This is a genomic window from Anoxybacillus eryuanensis, assembly GCF_051200995.1.
Taxonomy (GTDB): domain Bacteria; phylum Bacillota; class Bacilli; order Bacillales; family Anoxybacillaceae; genus Anoxybacillus; species Anoxybacillus tengchongensis.
In genome coordinates, this window is the sequence record NZ_JBPODS010000007.1 from 79,825 (window position 1) to 101,300 (window position 21,476).

Annotated in this window: 16 protein-coding genes; 3 read left to right on the plus strand and 13 right to left on the minus strand. The window is 41.3% G+C overall.

All coding sequences use genetic code 11. From position 1 onward, the window contains the following. Positions 1-14: 14 nt before the first annotated feature. From HNQ84_RS08735 to HNQ84_RS08745, 3 genes are all read right to left on the minus strand, one after another. Positions 15-3,071 (minus strand): efflux RND transporter permease subunit, encoded by a 3,057-nt coding sequence (locus HNQ84_RS08735; RefSeq protein ID WP_435621856.1) that lies wholly within the window; start codon positions 3,069-3,071, stop codon positions 15-17. 92 nt (positions 3,072-3,163) lie between these two features. Next, positions 3,164-4,135, minus strand: a complete 972-nt coding sequence (galE, locus tag HNQ84_RS08740) for a UDP-glucose 4-epimerase GalE (protein ID WP_435621857.1) — start codon at positions 4,133-4,135, stop codon at positions 3,164-3,166. Between the two features lie 69 nt (positions 4,136-4,204). Further along, positions 4,205-5,506 carry a UDP-glucose dehydrogenase family protein gene (locus HNQ84_RS08745; RefSeq protein WP_435621858.1) on the minus strand — a complete coding sequence of 434 codons (1,302 nt, stop codon included), beginning with the start codon at positions 5,504-5,506 and terminating at the stop codon, positions 4,205-4,207. A gap of 142 nt (positions 5,507-5,648) precedes the next feature. On the opposite strand from HNQ84_RS08745, the gene HNQ84_RS08750 reads away from it, so the two are divergent. Together HNQ84_RS08750 and amyS are read left to right on the plus strand one after the other, a co-directional pair. Beyond that, on the plus strand, positions 5,649-6,239 hold the full coding sequence (locus tag HNQ84_RS08750) for a plasmid pRiA4b ORF-3 family protein (protein ID WP_435621859.1): 591 nt from the start codon (positions 5,649-5,651) through the stop codon (positions 6,237-6,239). A gap of 267 nt (positions 6,240-6,506) precedes the next feature. Continuing rightward, positions 6,507-8,297, plus strand: coding sequence for an alpha-amylase (amyS, locus tag HNQ84_RS08755; RefSeq protein ID WP_435621883.1), 1,791 nt, complete (start codon positions 6,507-6,509; stop codon positions 8,295-8,297). A 161-nt stretch (positions 8,298-8,458) separates the two neighbouring features. On the opposite strand, the gene HNQ84_RS08760 is transcribed toward amyS, so the two are convergent. The 8 genes from HNQ84_RS08760 to HNQ84_RS08795 form a co-directional block, all read right to left on the minus strand. After that, a complete protein-coding gene (locus HNQ84_RS08760) occupies positions 8,459-9,070 on the minus strand; it encodes a DUF3226 domain-containing protein (protein ID WP_435621860.1) in 612 nt (203 codons plus the stop codon). Continuing rightward, a complete protein-coding gene (locus HNQ84_RS08765) occupies positions 9,067-10,137 on the minus strand; it encodes an AAA family ATPase (RefSeq protein ID WP_237811405.1) in 1,071 nt (356 codons plus the stop codon). The genes HNQ84_RS08760 and HNQ84_RS08765 overlap by 4 nt, the downstream gene beginning before the upstream one ends. A 448-nt stretch (positions 10,138-10,585) precedes the next feature. Continuing rightward, entirely contained in the window at positions 10,586-11,506 is a 921-nt protein-coding gene (gene tagU, locus HNQ84_RS08770) for a polyisoprenyl-teichoic acid--peptidoglycan teichoic acid transferase TagU (protein ID WP_435621861.1), read from the minus strand. Positions 11,507-11,996: 490 nt separating this feature from the next. Then, entirely contained in the window at positions 11,997-12,872 is an 876-nt protein-coding gene (locus tag HNQ84_RS08775) for an ROK family protein (protein ID WP_435621862.1), read from the minus strand. 45 nt (positions 12,873-12,917) lie between these two features. Continuing rightward, a complete protein-coding gene (gene manA / locus HNQ84_RS08780; protein WP_435621863.1) occupies positions 12,918-13,880 on the minus strand; it encodes a mannose-6-phosphate isomerase, class I in 963 nt (320 codons plus the stop codon). Positions 13,881-13,900: 20 nt separating this feature from the next. Continuing rightward, entirely contained in the window at positions 13,901-14,359 is a 459-nt protein-coding gene (locus tag HNQ84_RS08785; RefSeq protein ID WP_435621864.1) for a PTS sugar transporter subunit IIA, read from the minus strand. Positions 14,360-14,373: 14 nt separating this feature from the next. Next, entirely contained in the window at positions 14,374-16,323 is a 1,950-nt protein-coding gene (locus tag HNQ84_RS08790) for a BglG family transcription antiterminator (protein ID WP_183247493.1), read from the minus strand. A gap of 76 nt (positions 16,324-16,399) precedes the next feature. Further along, on the minus strand, positions 16,400-17,809 hold the full coding sequence (locus HNQ84_RS08795; RefSeq protein ID WP_435621865.1) for a PTS fructose transporter subunit IIC: 1,410 nt from the start codon (positions 17,807-17,809) through the stop codon (positions 16,400-16,402). 136 nt (positions 17,810-17,945) lie between these two features. On the opposite strand from HNQ84_RS08795, the gene gloA2 reads away from it, so the two are divergent. Then, positions 17,946-18,329 carry an SMU1112c/YaeR family gloxylase I-like metalloprotein gene (gloA2, locus tag HNQ84_RS08800; protein WP_055440742.1) on the plus strand — a complete coding sequence of 128 codons (384 nt, stop codon included), beginning with the start codon at positions 17,946-17,948 and terminating at the stop codon, positions 18,327-18,329. A gap of 18 nt (positions 18,330-18,347) precedes the next feature. Here the strand turns inward: gloA2 and HNQ84_RS08805 are convergent, their stop codons facing one another. Both HNQ84_RS08805 and HNQ84_RS08810 read right to left on the minus strand, forming a co-directional pair. Continuing rightward, complete coding sequence (locus HNQ84_RS08805; protein ID WP_435621866.1) at positions 18,348-20,090, minus strand: phospho-sugar mutase; 1,743 nt, start codon at positions 20,088-20,090, stop codon at positions 18,348-18,350. A 217-nt stretch (positions 20,091-20,307) separates the two neighbouring features. Continuing rightward, positions 20,308-21,423: a glycosyltransferase family protein gene (locus HNQ84_RS08810; RefSeq protein ID WP_435621867.1), complete on the minus strand. Its 1,116-nt coding sequence runs from the start codon at positions 21,421-21,423 to the stop codon at positions 20,308-20,310. Positions 21,424-21,476 lie beyond the last annotated feature (53 nt).

The window sequence follows — 21,476 nt, forward strand, 5'->3', positions numbered from 1 at the left end:
CTAATGTCGGCTGTTTATTTTTGGATATAAAACTTTCTCGATAACGTAAAGCTATACACAATCGGAATAACGAACAACGTTAAAAAGGTGCTACTAATTAATCCACCGATCACAGTAATTGCCATCGGTTGATTGAGCTCTGCCCCATCCCCAACGCCAAAGGCGAGCGGCAATAAACCTAAAATCGTCGTCAACGCCGTCATTAAAATCGGACGAAGACGAAGTTTAACCGCAGTGACAATCATATCTCGCTCTCCGCGGACACGCAATTGATTCATATAATCGACAAGAACGATCGCATTGTTGACGACAATCCCCGCAAGAACGATGCCACCGATAATGACCATGACGCTCATCGGCGTTTGTGTTAGCCATAATCCACCTGCAATACCGATGATCATAAGTGGAATTGTAAACATAATAATAAACGGATGTTTAAACGATTCAAATTGCGCTGCCATGACAAGATAGACGAACGTCACCGCTAACGCAAAGGCTAATGCTAAATCATCAATGGACGACTCAAGCAACTCCCGATCGCCACTAAAGACGATATCCGTTTCTGACGGGAGATCGAGCTTTTCGATTTCGCGATCAACAAGCACCGATATATCGCCAAGCGTAACGGAATTTTTATATTTCACCGTAAACTGAACGGCGCTTTGTTCATTCACCCGTTGAATTTGGACGCGACTTTTTCCAATTGAAACAGATGCGATGTCGCCAAGTTTCACGAACGATCCGTCCGGTTTTTTCACGAGCAATTGTTTTAAATCGTTAACGGAATTTTTCACGTTTCGATCGTATTCTACCGTGACATCATATACGTTGGCGTTTGTGTCAATGATGCGTGTCGCTGTCATTCCGCGCGTCATTTGTTGTGCTACCATTGCTACTTGTGCAGGCGTAAGCCCATGTTGCAACGCTTTTTCCCGATCGATTTTGACTTGAATTTCATCAACTGTTTCCGACAAATCTGTTGTCACTTCTTTCACTTCTTTTAACGACTTTAATCGTTTTTCAATTTGAGGAACGACTTGTTTGAGCCGTTGTTCATCCGTATCTTTTACACTAAAGGTTAACGTATTTGGCGCACTTCCGGTCGATGCTTGCAAGTTAAACGACACTTCCGCCGTTTTGTTCACTTTTTTCGCCGCTTGTTGCACAGGGGATTTTAATTCATCAACGACGACAAACACCGAGCGATTGCGCTTATCTTTCGGCTTCATTTTCACATATATTTCAGCTACGTTGCTTTGCGTCGTTCCGCGAAACGACTGTTCTTGCGTCGAACCGATGAGGCTCACGTATGTTTCAATATCATCGACTCGTTTTAATTCATGTTCAATCGCCTTGACGACACGCTCTGTCGCTTCGAGAGAATAACCGTCATCTGTTTGCACACGAATGGAGAAAAATCCTTCGTCTGTATTCGGCAAAAACTGCATCCCGACATGTGTCAGCCCGACAACGCCAACGCCGAACAAACTAACGGCCACCAACAACACAACAAAACGATGGCGCAATGACCAACGTAAACTTCGTTCAAGCGCGCGCATCGGGGCAGAGGATAACCGCGTCTCTTCACGATAACGTCTGCGCGGACGCAACCAACGGCTCGCAAGCATCGGTACGACCGTTAACGCCACAAATAATGAAGCAAGTAAACTAAATGCGATCGTCATCGCAAATTCGGTAAATAAATCACCGATTAATCCAGTAATAAATAACACAGGAATGAACACGGCAACGCTTGTTAACGTGGAAGCAACAATAGCACTTCCAACTTCGCTTACCCCATCTTTTGCCGCTTCTTTCGGCTCTTTCCCCATCGCTAAATGGCGGGAAATATTTTCAATAACGACAATGGAGTTGTCGACAAGCATCCCAATCCCGAGCGCTAGTCCACCGAGCGTCATAATGTTTAACGTAAAATCAGAAAAATACATTAACACAAACGTCACAATAACAGAATACGGAATGGCGATACCAATAATGATTGGACTTTTGATGTTCCGTAAAAAGATAAACAGCACCGCCATCGCAAACGCTCCACCTAACACGAGCGACTGTGCGATATTGCGAATCGTTCGTTCAATAAACTCCCCTTGGTCAAATAATATATTCGCACGGACGTTTTGAAACTGCTCTTTTTTCAATAACTTGTCTAACTGTTTTTGAAACGCTTTTGACACTTCTGCTGTATTGGCATCTGCTTTTTGCAGTACACTCATTAAGACAGACGGCTGTTCATTCGTTCGTGTAATCGTTTGTTGTTCGTCTGAAACGAGTTCAACTTTCGCTACATCTTGGAGGCGAATGCGTTCATTTGTCAATGGATTAATCGTAATCACGAGTTTTTTTAATTCATCGACTGATTGCACAGTACTTAAAATGCGCGTCGATAGTTGTCGCTCATCAATGACAACGGTTTCCCCCGGCAACGATACGTTATTCGCTGAAATGAAATTCGCGATGTCTTGTTGGGAAAGCCGATACGTGCGCAGTTTATTTTGATCCACGAGCACGCGCACTCGTTTTGTCAACGTTCCCGATACGTTCACGCTCGCTACACCTTCCGCTTTGGCCAGCTCCGCTTTTAACTGTTCCGCTAACGTTTGTAACTCGTCTGTTCCTTTTTTACTCGTTAATGTCAGTTGAATAACAGGAAACTGCGACGGGTCAAACTTTAAAAATCTCGGTTTTTGTACATCATCTGGCAACGGGGTTTGGTCGATTCGCTGCATGACGTCATTTTGCATGTCATCAATGACGGTCGCCCATGAGAATTGGAGTAAAATAAGCGTCGATCCTTCTTGCGATGTCGATGTCATCGATTTTAATCCCGGTAGCGTCGCTAAGCTGCTTTCTAACGGTTTCGTCACTTTTTCAAGCACTTCTGTTGGCCCCGCTCCTGGATATGTCGCCACAACAACGCCAACAGGAGGCTGAATATCGGGGATGAGTTTCATCGGAATATTGAATAACGATACCGCTCCTAAAAGAATGACGATGATCATCGAAACAAACGTCAATACCGGTCGCCGAATCGAAAAATGACTAATGTTCATCACTTTGTCCCCCCATGTTTGTTCTAATAATAGAGTAACGAAGGGTTAAATTCGTTGTCAAATTTGGAAACAAACGAAAAAAGAGGCTGTATTCAACCTCTTTTCGATGCATGCCAACGCCATGCGCTTGCGATAATGTCTTCTAACGAACGGGTCGCTTGCCAACCGAGCTCATGCGCAATTTTTTCCGATGACGCAACAAGTCGCGCAGGGTCTCCCGGACGGCGCGCCGTATATTCAATCGTTGCTTTTTTCCCTGTGACGCGCTCGCACATATCGATCACTTCTTTAACCGAATAGCCGAGCCCATTGCCAAGATTGTATGTCGCTGTCTTTTTCTCGTCCGAAAGAAGGGCGTGCAGCGCGAGAATGTGCGCCTCCGCTAAATCGGTCACATGAATGTAATCGCGAATACATGTGCCATCTGGCGTATCGTAATCCGTGCCAAACACCGAAATTTTATCACGCAATCCGAGCAAATGTTGCAAAATAAGCGGAATTAAATGCGTTTCCGGATGATGATCTTCCCCAATGTCCCCGCTTTCATGCGCACCGGCCGCATTAAAATAGCGCAACACGACGTAACGTAAATCGTACGCCGAGGCAAAGTCTGAAAGCATATGCTCGATCATTAATTTCGAGCGACCGTACGGATTAATTGGGTTTGTCGGGCAATCTTCCGTAATAAGATCAACGTTTGGAATGCCGTATACAGCCGCTGTCGATGAAAAAATAAATCGCTTTACGCCGTATTCCATCATCGTTTCTAACAACGTTAACGTCGCAGCGACGTTATTTTTATAATATTTCATCGGCTCAACAACCGACTCGCCAACTAAACTATTCGCCGCAAAATGCATCACCGCATCGATCGGATATTTTTCAAACATGCGCACAAGCGTCGCCCGATCGCCTAAATCGCCATGCACAAACACCGCTCGTTTATCGACTGCATACCGATGCCCTGTCGATAAATTATCGAGCACAACGACCGGTTTCGTTTCAACTAATTGTTTTACGACATGGCTACCGATATATCCCGCTCCACCAACGACTAAAATCATACAGAAACTCCTTTCAGTCGAATATACTACCATATTAACATATATGGAAAAATCGAGCATCACTTTTCCTCATTTTATCGGCTTTCGCCCGATCGAATCATATTCGATGTCATATTTTTTCATATCGTCAAGGGCGTAACAATTGCGCCCATCAAAAACGATGGGCGTTTTCATTTGCTTGACATATACAGATAAGTCAAGCTGGCGAAACTCATCCCATTCGGTTAAAATCATCGCCGCATCGGCATCTTTTAGCGCCTCCTCCACACTGCTTGCATAGACGACTTCCTTCGGTAAAACTGATTTTGCTTTGTTCATCGCAATCGGATCGTAAGCAACAACGATTGCCTGTTCCGCCACAAGCTCACGTGCAACAACAAGCGATGCGGCTTCGCGCATATCATCCGTATTTGGCTTAAACGATAAACCGAGAAGGGCGATTTTTTTTCCTCTTAAATGTCCAAATCTTTTTTTCGCTTTTTCAATTAATTTGCGTTGTTGTTTATTGTTTACTTCAATAACCGCCTTCAACAATTCGAAATCGTGATCAATATTGGCCGCAATTTTCGCTAACGCTTTCGTATCTTTCGGAAAACAAGAGCCCCCGTAACCGATGCCTGCACGTAAAAACGAGGCACCGATGCGTTCATCCATCCCCATCCCCGCTGCTACTTGTTCAATGTCTGCGCCTACTTTTTCACATATGTTCGCAATTTCATTAATAAAACTAATTTTCGTCGCTAAAAAGGCGTTTGACGCATATTTAATCATTTCTGCGCTGCGAATGTCGGTTTGAAAAATCGGAATGCCAAACGGTCGATGAATATCCGCCACAACAGCCGCCGCTCGCTCATCATCCGCACCGATGACAATGCGGTCACCGTGGAACGTATCATAAATCGCCGATCCTTCACGCAAAAATTCAGGATTGGATACGACGTCGATGCGCACATGTGGAGCCAGCTGTTCAAACATACGCTTTATTTCGTGATTCGTTCCGACCGGCACCGTACTTTTCGTCACGACAATCACATCTTTCGTCACCGATGAAGCAATGTCTTGGACTGCTTGTTTCAAATACGTCAAATTCGCAGAACCATCTTCATTTTCAGGCGTGCCGACCGCAATATAAATGACATCCGCCTCTCGATACGCACGCGCACCATCTGTCGTAAAAAACAAACGATTCGCTTCCATATTTTCTTTCATTAACGGCTCAATGCCCGGCTCATAAATCGGCGAGATGCCTCGTCTCATCCGCTCTACTTTCTCTTCATCGACATCCACACATACGACCCGATGACCGATATGTGCAAGCGCCACACCTGTCACTAAACCGACATATCCTGTTCCGACGACGACAATGTTCATAACAACCTCCGTGCTTTTTTCTTTCAGTTTACACAAATGTGAGCATTTTTGCACGATACAGCTATTGAAAGAAAAGGAAATATCCCTCTTATAAAAACATAGAAATTTGTCTATCATTATAGTAAAGAAAGGAGGAAACACCTTGCGAAAAAATGAAACTGTTTATCAATTAAAAATTACGTTACGAGGCATTCGACCACCCATTTGGCGACGTGTACTTGTTCCAAGCAACATTACATTTGATGAGCTTCATCTCGTCATTCAAGAGGCAATGGGTTGGAAAAACTATCACTTATATCAATTCGAAACAGGCGATGCGATCATCGATGTACCACATCCACTAGACGATTTTTCACACCCTTGGAAAGATATGCTCGATTCTCGAAAAATACGGATTAAAGCATATTTAAGCGAAGAAAAGGACAAAGTGTTATATACGTATGACTTTGGAGACAATTGGGATCACGTCATTACATTAGAAAAGATTGAAAAAAGAATGGAACCGTTGACACATCCTATTTGCATCAAAGGAAAACGAGCGTGCCCCCCAGAAGATGTTGGCGGCGTTTGGGGATACCAAGATGTCATCGACATCATGCAAAACGATACACGAAAACAAGAACAGGAAGAGTTTCTCGAGTGGTATGATGAATGGTACGGAGATGATTTTAATCCAGAACACTTTGACATAGAGGAAGTAAATAGTCGATTGGCGACGATCAAATTAAAATAAATGCATAAAGGGCTGCTTGGCAAGAAAGCAGCCCTTTATACATTTCTCCATATAAAATGATCATGAAGCATTCTTCGTTGTTTAAACATATGAAAATAAAAAATGTAGTTGTAAGCGTTAACATTCGTCATTATAATAACCTCAAACGCGTTTACACAAGAATGCAAACGTTTGCATGAGTGTTGTCATTTTTTATAAAAGAAAGGGTGTTTGACGGTGGCGAATCGGAAAAAAGTTTGGGCGTATTACCTTCTCATTGCAACACTAATTATTTCTTTACTTACGCCTTTTTCAACAGCACAAGCCAATACTGCACCTGTTAACGGAACAATGATGCAATATTTCGAATGGGATTTACCGAATGACGGAACGCTTTGGACAAAAGTAAAAAATGAAGCTACCAATCTATCTTCACTAGGTATTACAGCACTATGGCTTCCTCCGGCCTATAAAGGAACGAGCCAAAGCGATGTTGGATATGGCGTGTACGACTTATATGATCTTGGGGAATTTAATCAAAAAGGAACGATCCGAACAAAATACGGAACAAAAACACAATATATTCAAGCCATCCAAGCTGCTAAAGCTGCAGGGATGCAAGTATATGCAGATGTTGTATTTAATCATAAGGCGGGAGCTGACGGTACAGAGTTTGTCGATGCGGTTGAAGTAAACGCCTCTAATCGAAATCAAGAAGTGTCAGGCACATATCAAATTCAAGCGTGGACGAAATTTGACTTTCCTGGTCGAGGGAACACATACTCCAGCTTTAAATGGCGCTGGTATCATTTTGACGGTACAGATTGGGATGAAAGCCGGAAATTAAATCGTATTTACAAATTCCGCGGCACAGGAAAAGCATGGGATTGGGAAGTCGATACAGAGAACGGAAACTACGATTATTTAATGTTTGCTGATTTAGATATGGATCACCCTGAGGTTGTGACAGAATTAAAAAACTGGGGAACGTGGTACGTCAATACTACAAATATCGATGGATTCCGCTTAGATGCCGTAAAACATATTAAATACAGCTTTTTCCCTGACTGGCTAACATATGTACGTAATCAAACAGGAAAAAATTTATTTGCCGTTGGGGAATTTTGGAGCTATGACGTCAATAAGCTGCATAATTACATTACAAAAACAAATGGATCGATGTCATTATTTGATGCACCTTTGCATAACAACTTTTATACCGCTTCCAAATCAAGTGGATATTTTGACATGCGTTATGTATTAAACAACACATTAATGAAAGATCAACCTTCACTCGCTGTTACACTTGTCGATAACCATGATACGCAACCTGGTCAATCTTTACAATCATGGGTCGAACCTTGGTTTAAACCACTTGCTTATGCCTTTATTTTAACGAGACAAGAGGGATACCCTTGCGTATTTTACGGTGACTATTACGGAATCCCAAAATACAATATTCCAGGATTAAAAAGTAAAATCGACCCGCTTTTAATTGCTCGTCGAGACTACGCATATGGAACGCAACGTGATTATATTGATCATCAAGATATTATCGGATGGACACGTGAAGGCATTGATACAAAACCAAACTCTGGACTGGCGGCTTTAATTACCGACGGCCCTGGCGGAAGTAAATGGATGTATGTCGGTAAAAAACATGCCGGAAAAGTGTTTTATGATTTAACCGGAAATCGAAGTGACACAGTAACGATTAATGCAGATGGTTGGGGAGAATTTAAAGTAAACGGAGGCTCCGTCTCAATTTGGGTGGCTAAAACGTCAAACGTCACATTTACAGTTAATAATGCCACAACAACTAGTGGACAAAACGTATATGTTGTCGGCAACATTCCAGAGCTAGGCAATTGGAATACTGCCAATGCGATTAAAATGACCGCATCTTCCTATCCGACGTGGAAAGCAACGATAGCACTTCCACAAGGAAAAGCAATTGAATTTAAGTTTATTAAAAAGGATCAATCTGGGAACGTGATATGGGAAAGCATTTCAAATCGAACGTACACCGTTCCGTTCGCATCGACCGGATCATACACCGCTAGTTGGAATGTGCCGTAATATGTTTAAAGTACAGCTTGCCAATAGAAACGGTAAGCTGTACTCTTTTAACACAATAATGAAATATAAACATGTTGAAATCAATATAGCGTTCTGGAGCCTTGATGATCGTTGGTTCTGCTCCTATGATAGACAGGTCTTTTACGTTCTTTTTTCAAAAATTAAGCTTCTCGCAAAAAATGAATTAATGACTGTAACGAAGGATGCGTAAAATTCCAATATCCTTTCTTCGCCGCCACTCCTATACTTGTTACTAATTCCGGTCGGGAGGCCAAAAATACATGAGCTTTAGCCTTAGCTAAATTTTTAGGGATACATCCCTTTCCTTTTACGCATTCAAAAAACTTCTCAATGCACTCTATGACAGGATCATCAGAAACAGAAGACATACACAAGTCTTCCAACATCCCTTTTTCAAAGTTACCAGGCATAATGAAAATACCTACTTTTCTCCCCAGCTGTTCCTTCAGCTCGTTTTGTCGATTAGGTGCATGCAAGTGGATCGCATGCAGTGCGTTTTTTACACTCGCAAACGCTGCATCGGGATTGTTATCCGCATCGCGAATGATAATTAACGTTTTGACTCTCTCAAATCCAGTTAACAAACAAAGCATCTTCAAATGCTGGGTAAAGTTTCCTTTCCCTTCAACGTTAATCATTTCGAATCCTTCAATCCCTGCTTTGTCTAGCAAGGCCTCAAAGAAATTGACTTCATCCTTTCCTTCCACTAAAAGGAGCTTCTCACTTGTAATCTCCTTCGGCTTCAAGGTCACCGCACTTCCCACCCTTGCTCAATAGCCATTTCAAGTTCAGAAAAAGTAAATGTTTTCGGAGTGATCTTCTCACCAACACGCTCGAGTCGTATATAACGGAAATCTCTGTTTCCTTCCGATATTCCCGATACCGCGCTACTTAGGCATTCATAGCTATGAGTAGTTGCGAAAATTTGACACCCATAATCTGTGGCTGCCTTCATTAAAATCTCCCAAATTTTCGGCATCTTCGAATAATGGAACCCATTTTCAATTTCATCAATAAGAATGATCCCTTCTCTCGTATAGGCGATGGCTAATAGTATTGTTAATAGTCTAGACAAGCCGTCTCCCATATAGGCAAATGGCACTTTTTTCGACAACCCGATATCTCCATATAACATGGATTCACCATTTGGCAATGCCACAGAAACAAGCTTTTTCAAACGGGGTTCTATCGTTTGTAAATAAGGTAATAATTGTTCTGCTTCACCACGGATATCTAGCTCACCATATCGAACAGCTGTTTCCACAGGATTGAACGGAATTTTAGAACCAAGAAAATAAGCGTTTTGTATTTCTTTAAATTTTGCCTGTACAATCTGCATGCCGAATCCGCCGCTCGTGTTAATGAAAAAATGAAAAAGATCTCTTTCTCCTCGCTTTCCATCCCTATATTCAATTTTCACCATACTTTGAATCGCTTCATTAGAACTCCCAGAACTCTCTTCTCTGTTTACCGGGATAGAAAACACTTGTTGGTTTGCATCTTGAAAACAAAGGGACATCACCTCTTCCACACCATGTTCTCTTAAAATCTTTATTTTAATCGTTTCCTTTAAATCAAAATTATAAAAAATTGGTGCGAACATCGTATCAGATCGAACAGGTATGCCTGTCACCCCGCGCCAATTGTACTGTCGAATTAACATATTTGGATTCATACGATCAAAAAATAAAAATAGCGCCTCTAATAAAGTCGTTTTCCCTACATTATTCTTACCGCCAAATAAGTTTAATCTTCCTAAATCGTTTAAAGCGATATACTTTAAACTTTTGAAGTTTTCAATTTCGACTGAACGAATCATATGTATTCACCTACTATGCTACATGTTTTATTTACAAATAATGCCCAATCGATTAATTTTCGTATATCCTATCTACTGAAAAGATGGCGAAACTCCTCACAACAATTAGATAACATAAACGATGCATGTTTATTATAAAAAAACTGCTCAACCATTTGTTTTTTCACACATATATTCTTTTCACTACTATCGTCTAGATTCCTGCATGTATCGAAATAATTTTTTACTTTTACATCCATTCAGAAAAATCCCTCAGTACAGGCAATCAGCCATAAAAATCTTAAATAACGAGAAGCAAAAATGTCGCAGAGAGGAAAATAAGCGAGTGGCGATGATTCGATTGGAGGGAAGGACTGCCTGCTGAAGAATGGCAGTCCTCTGATAACTATTGTCTCTACTTCACCAATTCCTAAAGATGAGGCTATTTATCAAGTCGAGACAGAAAATACTACAAACCGATATCCAAATGCTCCTTCAACCGTTGCGAAATGGCTATACGTTCTTCCTCTGGTACAATCAAATAGTAAATTCCATTTATTTTTTCATCTTTTCCTTGTATGTGTAGCTGCTCAATATGACGTCGTGCTTCTTTATAGTTCGCTTGAATTTGTTTCATGTCGTCAAATGTCAAATTTGTTTTTATATTTTTTCCTATCGCTTCAAGTATGTCACCATAGTTTGTAAGCGAAGAGAAACTAGCTCCCTTTTTAATAATAGCTTCAATGACTTGTTTTTGGCGATCTTGCCTACCGAAATCACCGCGCGGGTCTTCATAGCGCATACGGGCGTATTTTAATGCCTTTTCCCCATCTAACGTAATTTCTCCTTTCGGAAACGACTCTCCTTCATATTCAAATGCAAAAGAATTATTTACCGTTACACCGCCAACGGCATCTACGATATCTTTAAAACTTTCCATGTTCACTTTAATGTAATAATCAATTGGAATGTCTAAAAATTGTTCAACTGTCGCAAGCGTCATTTCCACTCCTCCAAAAGCATACGAGTGGTTAATTTTATCCTCTTTCCCTTTACCGACAATCATCGTACGTGTATCTCGTGGAATGCTTACCATTTCTATCGATTGTTTTTTCGGATTGACCGTCATCACAATTAACGAATCTGCCCGACCGCGATCATTTTTTCGCTCATCTACCCCAATCAGTAAAATCGAGATCGGTTGTTGTTTTGTAAGCGATAGCGCATCTGGTCGTTTATCTGAATGTTCACGTTGAATAGGTTCGTGTATTTCGCTGATCGTTTGTTGTAGTTTATAGTAAAGAGAAAATGCATACGCCCCTACCAACGCAAGAAATACAACAATGACTCCGATCCATATACGTCTTGTCCTTTTTCGTTCCGATGTCATTTGCCTCTTCCTTTGGTCATGGATATTTTCATGTGAAGCGTAACATACGGCTTGAAAAAAAACAAGGAATGTTTCGCTATCTCTTCAAGCAAACATTTCACTCTCCAAATCAACTCGTCAAATATTTTTTGTAAGAATGCGATAAAACAGATTAGCATCGGTGTATTTAAGAGGGGGATGATAGCCATACTTTTTCACATGTTTCAATCACCTTTTGAACAGGATGATGATAGGCATCGATCATAAATATGTTGCATCTCCAACATGGGCAATCCTTATTTTTGGGGCAACCGTGTTACACAAAAGTGTGACGGAAGCAAGACAAAATCTCTCTTCCGTCAATCGAAAAATGAAGTTAAACTTCGTAGTCATAGCTATATAGCAGCTACCAAATTTCTTTTCATGATTGGTATGGGGCACACTTCATCATCTTAACCGCCAATACAAAGGATGCCCTTTGTATAGGACATCTCTTGAATAGCATTGTTATTTATCCCCTCAACGCCTGTTTCGCAAGTGCTAAAGCTCCACATATGCCTGCGTTGTCCCCTAAGCCAGGTCGTGTGATGTAATCATCAATATGTTTTAAAATCACCTCGTGTTGTACATATCCGTTTAAATGATTTAAGACATGGTGGTGAATAAGAGGTAACAATGTTGATTGTTTGGCTACCCCGCCTCCAATAATCACTTGTTCAGGAGATAAAATTAAAATGTACTGCGCGATCGCTTGCCCTAAATAAAAAGCTTCTAGCTCCCACACTTCATTTTGTTCAGAAAGGTCAGCGCCTCGTTTCCCCCATCTTTTTTCGATCGAAGGACCAGAAGCTAGCCCCTCTAAACAGTCACCGTGAAACGGACAGCTACCAGCAAACGTGTCGTCTGGATGGCGCCTAACAAGAATATGCCCCATCTCCGGATGCAGTAATCCATGAACGGGACGTCCCTCGACGATAGACCCGACACCAATGCCTGTACCCACCGTCATATAAATACAACTATGTTTTCCTTTTGCTCTTCCCCAAAATAATTCTCCTAACGCTGCTACATTTACATCCGTATCAAATCCGATAGGGACGTGAAAATATTTTTGAATCGTGCCAACAAAGTTAAAATTAGACCAATGTGGTTTTGGTGTATTTGTAATGTAGCCATAGGTTGGGCTTTTTTTATTCAAATCGACCGGACCAAACGTTCCAATTCCAATCGCCTCTAAATGATAACTTTGAAAAAAGTCAACGACTCGTTGCATTGTTTCTTCTGGTACAGTAGTTGGAAACTGAACACGTTCATAAATGTTCCCTTCTTCGTCACCAACCGCACAAACAAATTTCGTACCCCCTGCTTCAATTGCTCCTAAATACATTTTCCTTTTCACCTGACTTTCGTTGTCATATGAATTGAAAAAACATTATTTTCCCCGTGGTGGTGAAGAAACGATACATTGCAATTGTCCTTGTATAGTAAAACAATCAAACGAGTAAGGGATAAGAAAATGGTCTCCTTTTTTTAACGGATATGTCTCTTGTGCCGTACAAAGATCCCCCTTTCCTTCAAGGACGCTGACTAATAAAAAACGATCCGTTTGTTCTACAACCCATTCGTGTTCAATATCCCATTTTTGTACAGTAAAATACTCGTTTTGAACAAATGTTGTAATTTTCGCTCCTGTTGTTTGTATCACACGTGGTTCATAGTATACATCGACATGTGGAACAGTAACAACATCGAGCGCTTTATCCAAATGTAATTCCCGTTTATTCCCTTCCTCATCGACACGATCGTAGTCATACATGCGATACGTTGTGTCTGAGCTTTGTTGAGTTTCAAGAACAAGCGTTCCTTCACAAAGCGCATGTACCGTGCCACTCGGGACATAAAAAAAATCTCCAGGACGAATCGGTATTTTTCGAAGCAGCTCGTGCCACTGACCTTCTTCCATCATTTGTCGTAATTCTTCTTTTGTTTTTGCGTGATGTCCATATATCAACTCTGCTCCTTCTTTACAATCAATAATGTACCAGCACTCTGTTTTTCCTAATTCCCCATGTTCATATGTACGAGCATATTCATCACTTGGATGCACTTGCACCGATAAATCGGCATTTGCATCTAAAATTTTCGTTAACAGTGGAAAACGGTCCGCTGGAAAATGACCAAATAGTTCTGGATGATCGTTCCATAACTCACCTAACATCTTTCCTTGAAACGGTCCGTTAATGACTGTCGTCTGTCCGTTTGGGTGTGCAGAGATCGCCCAACATTCTCCGGTCCGTTCCGAAGGGATGTCATAACCAAACTGCTCTCTGAGGCGATTCCCACCCCAAATACGCTCTTGAAATACTGGTGCGAAAAAAAGTGGCGTGTTGTTCATCATCGATTCCTCCTCACACATTAAGCTTGAAACGTATCAAATAATTGTAAAACATCTTCCTCTTTTCGTATAGTTAATAGCTGTTCTCTAAACGAATCATCCATTAGTTTCCTCGCTAACAACTGCAAAATTTTTAAGTGCTCATTTCCTGCATATTGTTCAGGCACAGCAATCATAAAAATAAGCTTCACTTTTTCGCCATCTAAGCTATCCCAATCTACTCCCTCTTGCTTCACGCCAAATGCTAAACAAGGATGCTTAACTGCACCGCTTTTTCCATGAGGAATCGCAATCCCAAAACCAATTCCGGTACTTCCTCCTCTTTCACGATCATATAACGCTTGTTTATATTTTTCTCGATCATTTAATCCCCCTGCTTCATCAATTAGCCTAATCATTTCTTCCATAATTTCATCTTTTGTTGTTCCTTCTAAATGTAACTTTACTAATTGTTTTGTCATCAATTGTGTAATTGTCATCGTTTTCGACTCCTTTATAAACATTGATAAAATTGATTTACTGTCCTCGCTTGTTTCAATTGTTTTATCGTTTCTTCGTCTTCTGATAAATCGACTAACTCTTGGAATAATTTTTGAATCCGCTCTTTTTCTTGCATTCCATTAGCAATCATAAAAACGAGCCGCACTCGATCTCCGTCCCAATCAACCGGTGCATGCAATCTCCCAACCGCAATGACCGATTTACGAATAAACTGTACTTCTCCATGCGGAATGGCCATTTCGTTACCAATATACGTAGAAGATATGCTTTCTCGATCATTGGCACTTTGTTTATAACCTTCATATACGTATCCATGTGCATGCAGTTGTTCTGCTAAATAACCAATGACATGCTCGCGATTTGTAAATGGAAGATCAAGAAAAATAAGTTGTTCATCCAATAATGATTTAATCGCTTTGTACAATTTTCTTTCCGCTTGTTGTTTTCGCCAATGAAACAACCGATCTTTAATCATTTCTAATTCATGTTCACGAAGTAATGGACTTACTGTAATGGTTGGTACAATCGCATGAGTCGACAATGGTACTGTACTAATCAAAAGATCTGGCTTTTTTTCTTCAATCACTTCATGCAACTTAGAAATAGAAGCAATGCCAACCACATCAACTTCAGGAAAAGCTGTCGCAAATTTCGCTTCAACAAAGCGCGATGTTCCAGAGCCAGTCGTACAAACAATAAGCACTTTCTTGCGTCCATGTTGCTTATGTTGTATGCGTTCAAACGCTGCCTGAATGTGCAAAACAATATACGCAATCTCATCTTCTGGAATAGTTAGCTGCAACTCTATTTCCATTTGCTTTATAAAAGAAAGCACCATTTCAAATAAATATGGATACATTCGTTTAATTTCGCGCAACATCGGATTTGTAATCGACAAACCGTTGCGCAAACGATTCATTGTGGAATGGAGATGAATAGTCAATCCTAATAATAGTTCTTGGTCATGAATTAATCGATTATCTATATGATTAGAAACGTGCTCTACAAGCAAGCGCGTTACTCGTAATGCTTCCTCATCGACTTTACTAAAAAACTTCTCTACCCCTTCGTTTAAATGTACGCGATCATAACGAACTCGTGCACCTAACAAATGCAAAGCAATGTACCCTACTTCTGTAGGAGGAATTTTAATGGCTAGCCACATTTCAATTTTTCGTGCTAGCTGTTCTGCTAACTTGTACTCTTTCTTTTGCTTCAATTCATTCAATTGAGTCGTATTCATTTGAATGCGGTAACCTTGTTTCATGCGCTTTACCGCAATGGCGATATGAATCGTCAAACTTATTATCGCTTCATCAGTTAACGGAAACGGCAACGCCGTTTCAATCTCCTGAACTTCCTTTTCAATGAAAGCCACTTCATATGGTTGTAATACATCAGCGACCATCTTCAACTGTTGTTCATTTAACATATAGTGAGCATGATCGACTAATGACTCTATTAGCTTCGATAAAGCCACTCGCCAATTTTTCTCTTCCCCTTCGATTTTCAATCCTAAATTCGGCTTACGAACGAGCTTTAAATGAAACGGACGTAGCCAATGATCAATGTCCTCTAAATCATATTGAATGGTAGACTTGCTCGTATACAACTGATCCGCCAACTGTTGCATCGTAATGGGCTTGTCCGCCATCAACAACCTTTTCAACAACTGAAGTTGACGTTCTTCATCATCCCTGGCATGCACAAGGTCACGACGCAACGCCTCTTTCGCTGCGTCATCCCCCTTCAACCGCACCCCTACACTCGGCTTTCGCTCAATTTTTAATGTCGGATACCGCTCAAGCCATTGATCTAACACCTTTAAATCGTTACGAACCGTTTTCTCTGAACAATGCAAATCGTCCGCAAGTGAAGTGACAGATACATAATGATTCGCATCTAATAACGCTTTTATCATTTTTTTATGCCGAGCAATCATCTCTGTCACCACCGTTACTTAAAATTCATAAATAAAAGGAGGAATCCTCATGAAAAAGATTCCACCCTTTCCTCTGTCACTTTTCTACATCCACTGGCTTTTTCACCGCATTGACAAGCAATGCTGTCACGATCACCCCAATAACAATTGAAACGAAAAACATCGGCACATTATCTACCGCACGAAACACAGCAACAATTGGCCCTCCGTGCGGCACATGATCAGCGACATTACTTAACATCGCAATGACCGCTCCGACCATAGAACCAATCATAATGCTCGGAATAACCCGCAACGGATCTCGAGCCGCAAACGGAATTGCTCCTTCTGTAATTCCCACAAGTCCCATCGCAAGCGCTGCTTTGCCTGCCTCACGTTCTTCGTCTGTATATTTCGCCTTCCCTAATAACGTTGCCAAACCTAAGCCAAGAGGTGGAATGCAGATAGCTACCGCGATCGGTCCCATAATGTTCGCATGTCCTTCTGCGATCATCGCTGAACCGAATAAAAACGCCACTTTATTTACTGGTCCTCCCATATCAAAAGCAATCATCGCACCTAAAACCATCGCCAAAACAACTTTACTTGCCCCTTGCATACTGTTTAACCACGACGTTAATCCTTCCATGACTCCCGCAATCGGTTGACCAATAACAAAAATGAATGAAGCCGCCACCAACAAAGACGATATAATCGGAATCACTAAAATTGGCATAATTGGCTGAATCATTTGTGGAACACGAATTTGCTTAATAGCTTTTACGATATACCCTGCTAAAAATCCTGCAATAATACCGCCAATAAATCCAGCTCCTGCATCACTACCATAAAAACTACCGTTCGCCGCAATGTAACCGCCAACCATCCCTGGCGCAAGACCTGGTCGGTCAGCAATACTAACCGCAATAAAACCTGACAAAATTGGTACCATAAATGTGAAACTCGCTACACCGACGTCTAAAATACGATTCCAAATCGAACCTTCGGGAATGACTAACCCTTTTGCCGTTGGCTCCCCGCCAATCGCAAGCGAGAGTGCAATAAGCAATCCGCCGATCACAACAAACGGAATCATATATGAAACACCATTCATCAAATTTCGATATATAGGGTTTTGCTTCTCATTTCGCTCTTTTTTCGCTTCCGCTACACTCTTCAGCTTCTCTACTCCTTCATATACTGGCACTTCATTTTGCTCAAAGCGCGCAATCAACTCCTCCGGACGACGAATACCATCCGTAACCGACACTTCCAGCACCCGTTTCCCTCGAAAACGACTTTTATCCACTTGCTTATCCGCCGCAATAATCACCCCATCGGCCTGTTCAATATCTTCTCGTGTCAACTCATTTTCCACACCAATAGATCCTTGAGTTTCCACCTTCATCTCATGCCCCATCCGTTCAGCTGCTTTCGCTAGCTTCTCTGCTGCCATATACGTATGGGCAATTCCATTTGGACAAGACGTAATCGCTACAAATTTCATCCATCTCTCCCCCTTATGTAAGCGCTTTATTCGTTACACTGTTATCATAACGGACAATCCGACCAACATTGTCACAAATTTTTACCGTAAATTGTGGTAAAATACAAATCATTACCGTGCAAGGGGGAGAAGACAAATGTTCACACAACTACATCACATAGCAATTATCTGTTCAAATTATGAACGATCCAAACATTTTTACACACGTGTTTTACAACTACCAATCATTCACGAACATTATCGCGCTGATAAACGATCATATAAGTTAGATTTGCAAATCGGGGATTTACAACTAGAACTTTTTTCTTTCGAACATCCACCAAAAAGACAAAGCTATCCTGAAGCATGCGGCTTACGTCATCTAGCATTTGCAGTAGATTGTATTGAGGAAACGATCGCTTATTTACAAGCGCATCACATTGAAGTCGAACCGATTCGCATCGATCCGATAACGGGGAAAAAGTTCACATTCTTTCAAGATCCAGATCAATTACCAATTGAGTTGTATGAAAGGGGATAGATGGGGAAAAACTCCCCATCACTTCATTTGATATAGAGCATCTTCCACAAGCGACATAACGGCTTGTTCAAGTTCGGCTAACAGCGCATCACTTTCTTGTTGTGACTTGCCTTTTACGCCAAAATAAAATTTCGCTTTCGGCTCTGTGCCTGACGGGCGAACACAAAACCATGAACCATTGGCTAGTTCATATTTCAACACATTCGATCGTGGCAAACAAAGCGATTGCTCTGTTCCGTTCTCCCATCGTTTGCCCACAGCGTAATCTTCCACCGCAACAACCCCCACACCTGCGATTTCACGTAACGGTTGATTGCGGAACGAAGACATGATGTGAGCGATTCGCTCTGCCCCTTCTTTTCCTTTTAACGTTAACGAACGCAATGACTCTTTATAGTAGCCATACTTTTCAAAAATGTCTATTAGTCCTTCATATAACGTTTTTCCTTGCGCTTTATAATACGCGGCTACTTCTGCCGCAAAAATCGCCGACTGCACGGCATCTTTATCACGAACAAAATCACCGATTAAATAACCGTAACTTTCTTCGTATCCAAATTGGAACGTGTATTCTTTCGTGCGCTCAAACTCACCGATCTTTTCACCGATAAATTTAAATCCTGTTAACGTATCGATCGTTTCCAATCCATAATGCGCCGCAATCTCCCGACCGATTTCCGATGTCACGATCGTCTTCAAAACGACACCATTCGCTGGCAAGATGCCTTTTGCTTGTTTTTGTGATAATAAATACTCTAACATTAACGCGCCCATCTGATTACCAGTTAAAACGACATACTCGCCATCTTGATTTTTCACCGCTACTCCAAGTCGATCGGCATCCGGATCCGTCGCCATTAAAAGATCGGCATTTATTTTTTCACCGTATTCCATCGCCAAAGCAAACGCCGCATGTTCTTCTGGATTCGGTGAGGCGACCGTCGAAAAATTCGGATCTGGTTGTTCTTGCTCTTTAACAACGGTAACGTTTTGAAATCCAAATGCTTCTAACCCTTTTCGGACAAGCATGTTCGCTGTTCCATGAAGCGGGGAAAAAACAATGTTTACATCTTTCGCGACACTCGCCACAAGCTCTGGATTTAATTGAATTGTTTTTAACTGCGCAATATACGCTGCATCAATTTCTTCCCCGATATACACTAGTAACCCTGTCTCAATTAGCTCTTGCTCGCTCGCCACATCGACTGCTAATTCATCCTCTACCGCATTCACATATTCAATTAATACATCTGCAATCGCTGGAGGAATTTGTCCTCCGTCTTCACCATACACTTTAAATCCATTATATTCTGGTGGATTATGGCTCGCCGTAATAACGACTCCCGCAAACGCGCCTAAATAACGAACCGCAAACGACAACTCTGGCGTCGGACGAAGCTCTTTAAACAAATACGCTCGAATACCATGTTTTCCTACCGTCTTGGCTACTTCTAACGCAAACTCAGGCGATTTATGCCGGGAATCATAAGCAATGACTATCCCACGCGCTTTTGCCTCTTCGCCTTTCTCGACAATATAACGTGCCAATCCTTCCGACGCTTTTCGAATCGTGTATATATTCATCCGATTCGTCCCAGGTCCAATCTCTCCACGCATCCCACCTGTGCCAAATTCTAAGTTTTTGTAGAAGCTATCTTCAAGCAGTTTTTCATCTGCTTGCATCGAAAGTAATTGCTGTTTTAACTGTTCATCTAAATGTGGATATGAAAGCCATTTTTCATTTTTTTCTTTCCAACTCATGTTGCTTTCCCTCCTTGTCTATGGATGCGACACGATCACTTGCACATTTCCTTTCACTTGAAACGTTCCAAGTTGATAAGGAAGAGGCAAGCAGGTTCCCCTTCTTCCGTAACAATCGTTCCTGTAAATTCTCCAAAGCGACTTACACTTTGATCGTTTGAATGTGCAGAAATTGACCAACACTCCCCTGTTCGCTTGGAAGGAATGTCATATCTAGTTAAATCCTTTCGTTTTTCGTTCTTAACACGCGCAAAATTTCTTTTGAGATGATATCTGTTTGATTTCCAAAAAAACCACCATCATGTGTATGCTGACTCTGCAGCTCATCGATAAATTCTTCGTTAATGACAAACTGACATAATTCATCCCATGTAATCGTCTTACACAAATGATTGGTCTTTAAAAATGAAATCGTATTTTGATCTTCTTTCATCGTTTGTCGCTCTAAAATCAATAATGGTTTACGATTACATACTGCTTCGCTGACGATTCCCCAACCTGGTTTTGAAATGACTAAATCCGCTGCAGCAATATAATGTTGCGATTCGAGATAGTCTTTGGGAATTGGGAGAACGTTTGGCCGTTTCACTTGAACATTCGATGAGACGATAAACATACAATTAGGACTACCCCAAATCGGCAGACGTTCTAATTGCTCGATATCAATTTTCATCCCAAGTCCGAAAAAAACGACCAATTTATCGCCAATTGGATTCACAAGTTTCCTTATCCTATTAACTTCATTGCTGTCTACGTTTCTTGCGAAAAAGCCAAACTGCTCTATTCCTTTCATCCCCCAATTCGGCTCTTTGCTTCCAGCTAAAGAGAAGAAGTAAGTCATTTTTTCATAGGCCTCTTTTAAAGGTTCAAGCAACGAATCAGCAATTAATCCTTGATATGCCGTGTGCCAAGTAAAGTTGGATATACCAAGGGAAGGGATTCCTAGTGTATACGCTGCTTCAAACGGAAAAGCGGAAATATCGGAAATGACTAAATCTACTCTATTTGTCTGTAAAAAATCCCGTTCTTGTTCGATTAGAAAATTCCACTTTTGCAGATATTTTTTATATTCAACGTTTAACTTTTTGATATCCGGCTCAATCGAATCTTTTTGCAACACATAACCAATATCCGTTGCAATCGTGCGGAATGTTACGCGATTCTCACCCTTAAAAGACTCCTGTAAAAAGCGAAGGGCAAAAGAATGACAAATAATAATCCTTACATCTTCCTCCATCGCCAGCAAATGACGAATAACCGCGACACTTCTTGCGGCATGACCGAAACCATAATCAGAAATGTAGTAAGCAATCGTCTTCATTGGTTTATCCAAGCCTCTCTATTTCTTTGCACAAAAAAAGAACGGGGAAAAAATCCCCGTTAACT

Bases quoted from the DNA above. Each gene is read 5' to 3' on its own strand.
- HNQ84_RS08735 (WP_435621856.1), bottom strand. From the start codon at position 3,071: ATGAACATTAGTCATTTTTCGATTCGGCGACCGGTATTGACGTTTGTT.
- HNQ84_RS08805 (WP_435621866.1), bottom strand. From the start codon at position 20,090: ATGAGTTGGAAAGAAAAAAATGAAAAATGGCTTTCATATCCACATTTA.
- HNQ84_RS08785 (WP_435621864.1), bottom strand. From the start codon at position 14,359: ATGACAATTACACAATTGATGACAAAACAATTAGTAAAGTTACATTTA.
- galE (WP_435621857.1), bottom strand. From the start codon at position 4,135: ATGATTTTAGTCGTTGGTGGAGCGGGATATATCGGTAGCCATGTCGTA.
- manA (WP_435621863.1), bottom strand. From the start codon at position 13,880: ATGAACAACACGCCACTTTTTTTCGCACCAGTATTTCAAGAGCGTATT.
- HNQ84_RS08795 (WP_435621865.1), bottom strand. From the start codon at position 17,809: ATGAAATTTGTAGCGATTACGTCTTGTCCAAATGGAATTGCCCATACG.
- HNQ84_RS08765 (WP_237811405.1), bottom strand. From the start codon at position 10,137: ATGATTCGTTCAGTCGAAATTGAAAACTTCAAAAGTTTAAAGTATATC.
- tagU (WP_435621861.1), bottom strand. From the start codon at position 11,506: ATGACATCGGAACGAAAAAGGACAAGACGTATATGGATCGGAGTCATT.
- HNQ84_RS08775 (WP_435621862.1), bottom strand. From the start codon at position 12,872: ATGTATTTAGGAGCAATTGAAGCAGGGGGTACGAAATTTGTTTGTGCG.
- HNQ84_RS08745 (WP_435621858.1), bottom strand. From the start codon at position 5,506: ATGAACATTGTCGTCGTCGGAACAGGATATGTCGGTTTAGTGACAGGT.
- gloA2 (WP_055440742.1), top strand. From the start codon at position 17,946: ATGTTCACACAACTACATCACATAGCAATTATCTGTTCAAATTATGAA.
- HNQ84_RS08790 (WP_183247493.1), bottom strand. From the start codon at position 16,323: ATGATTGCTCGGCATAAAAAAATGATAAAAGCGTTATTAGATGCGAAT.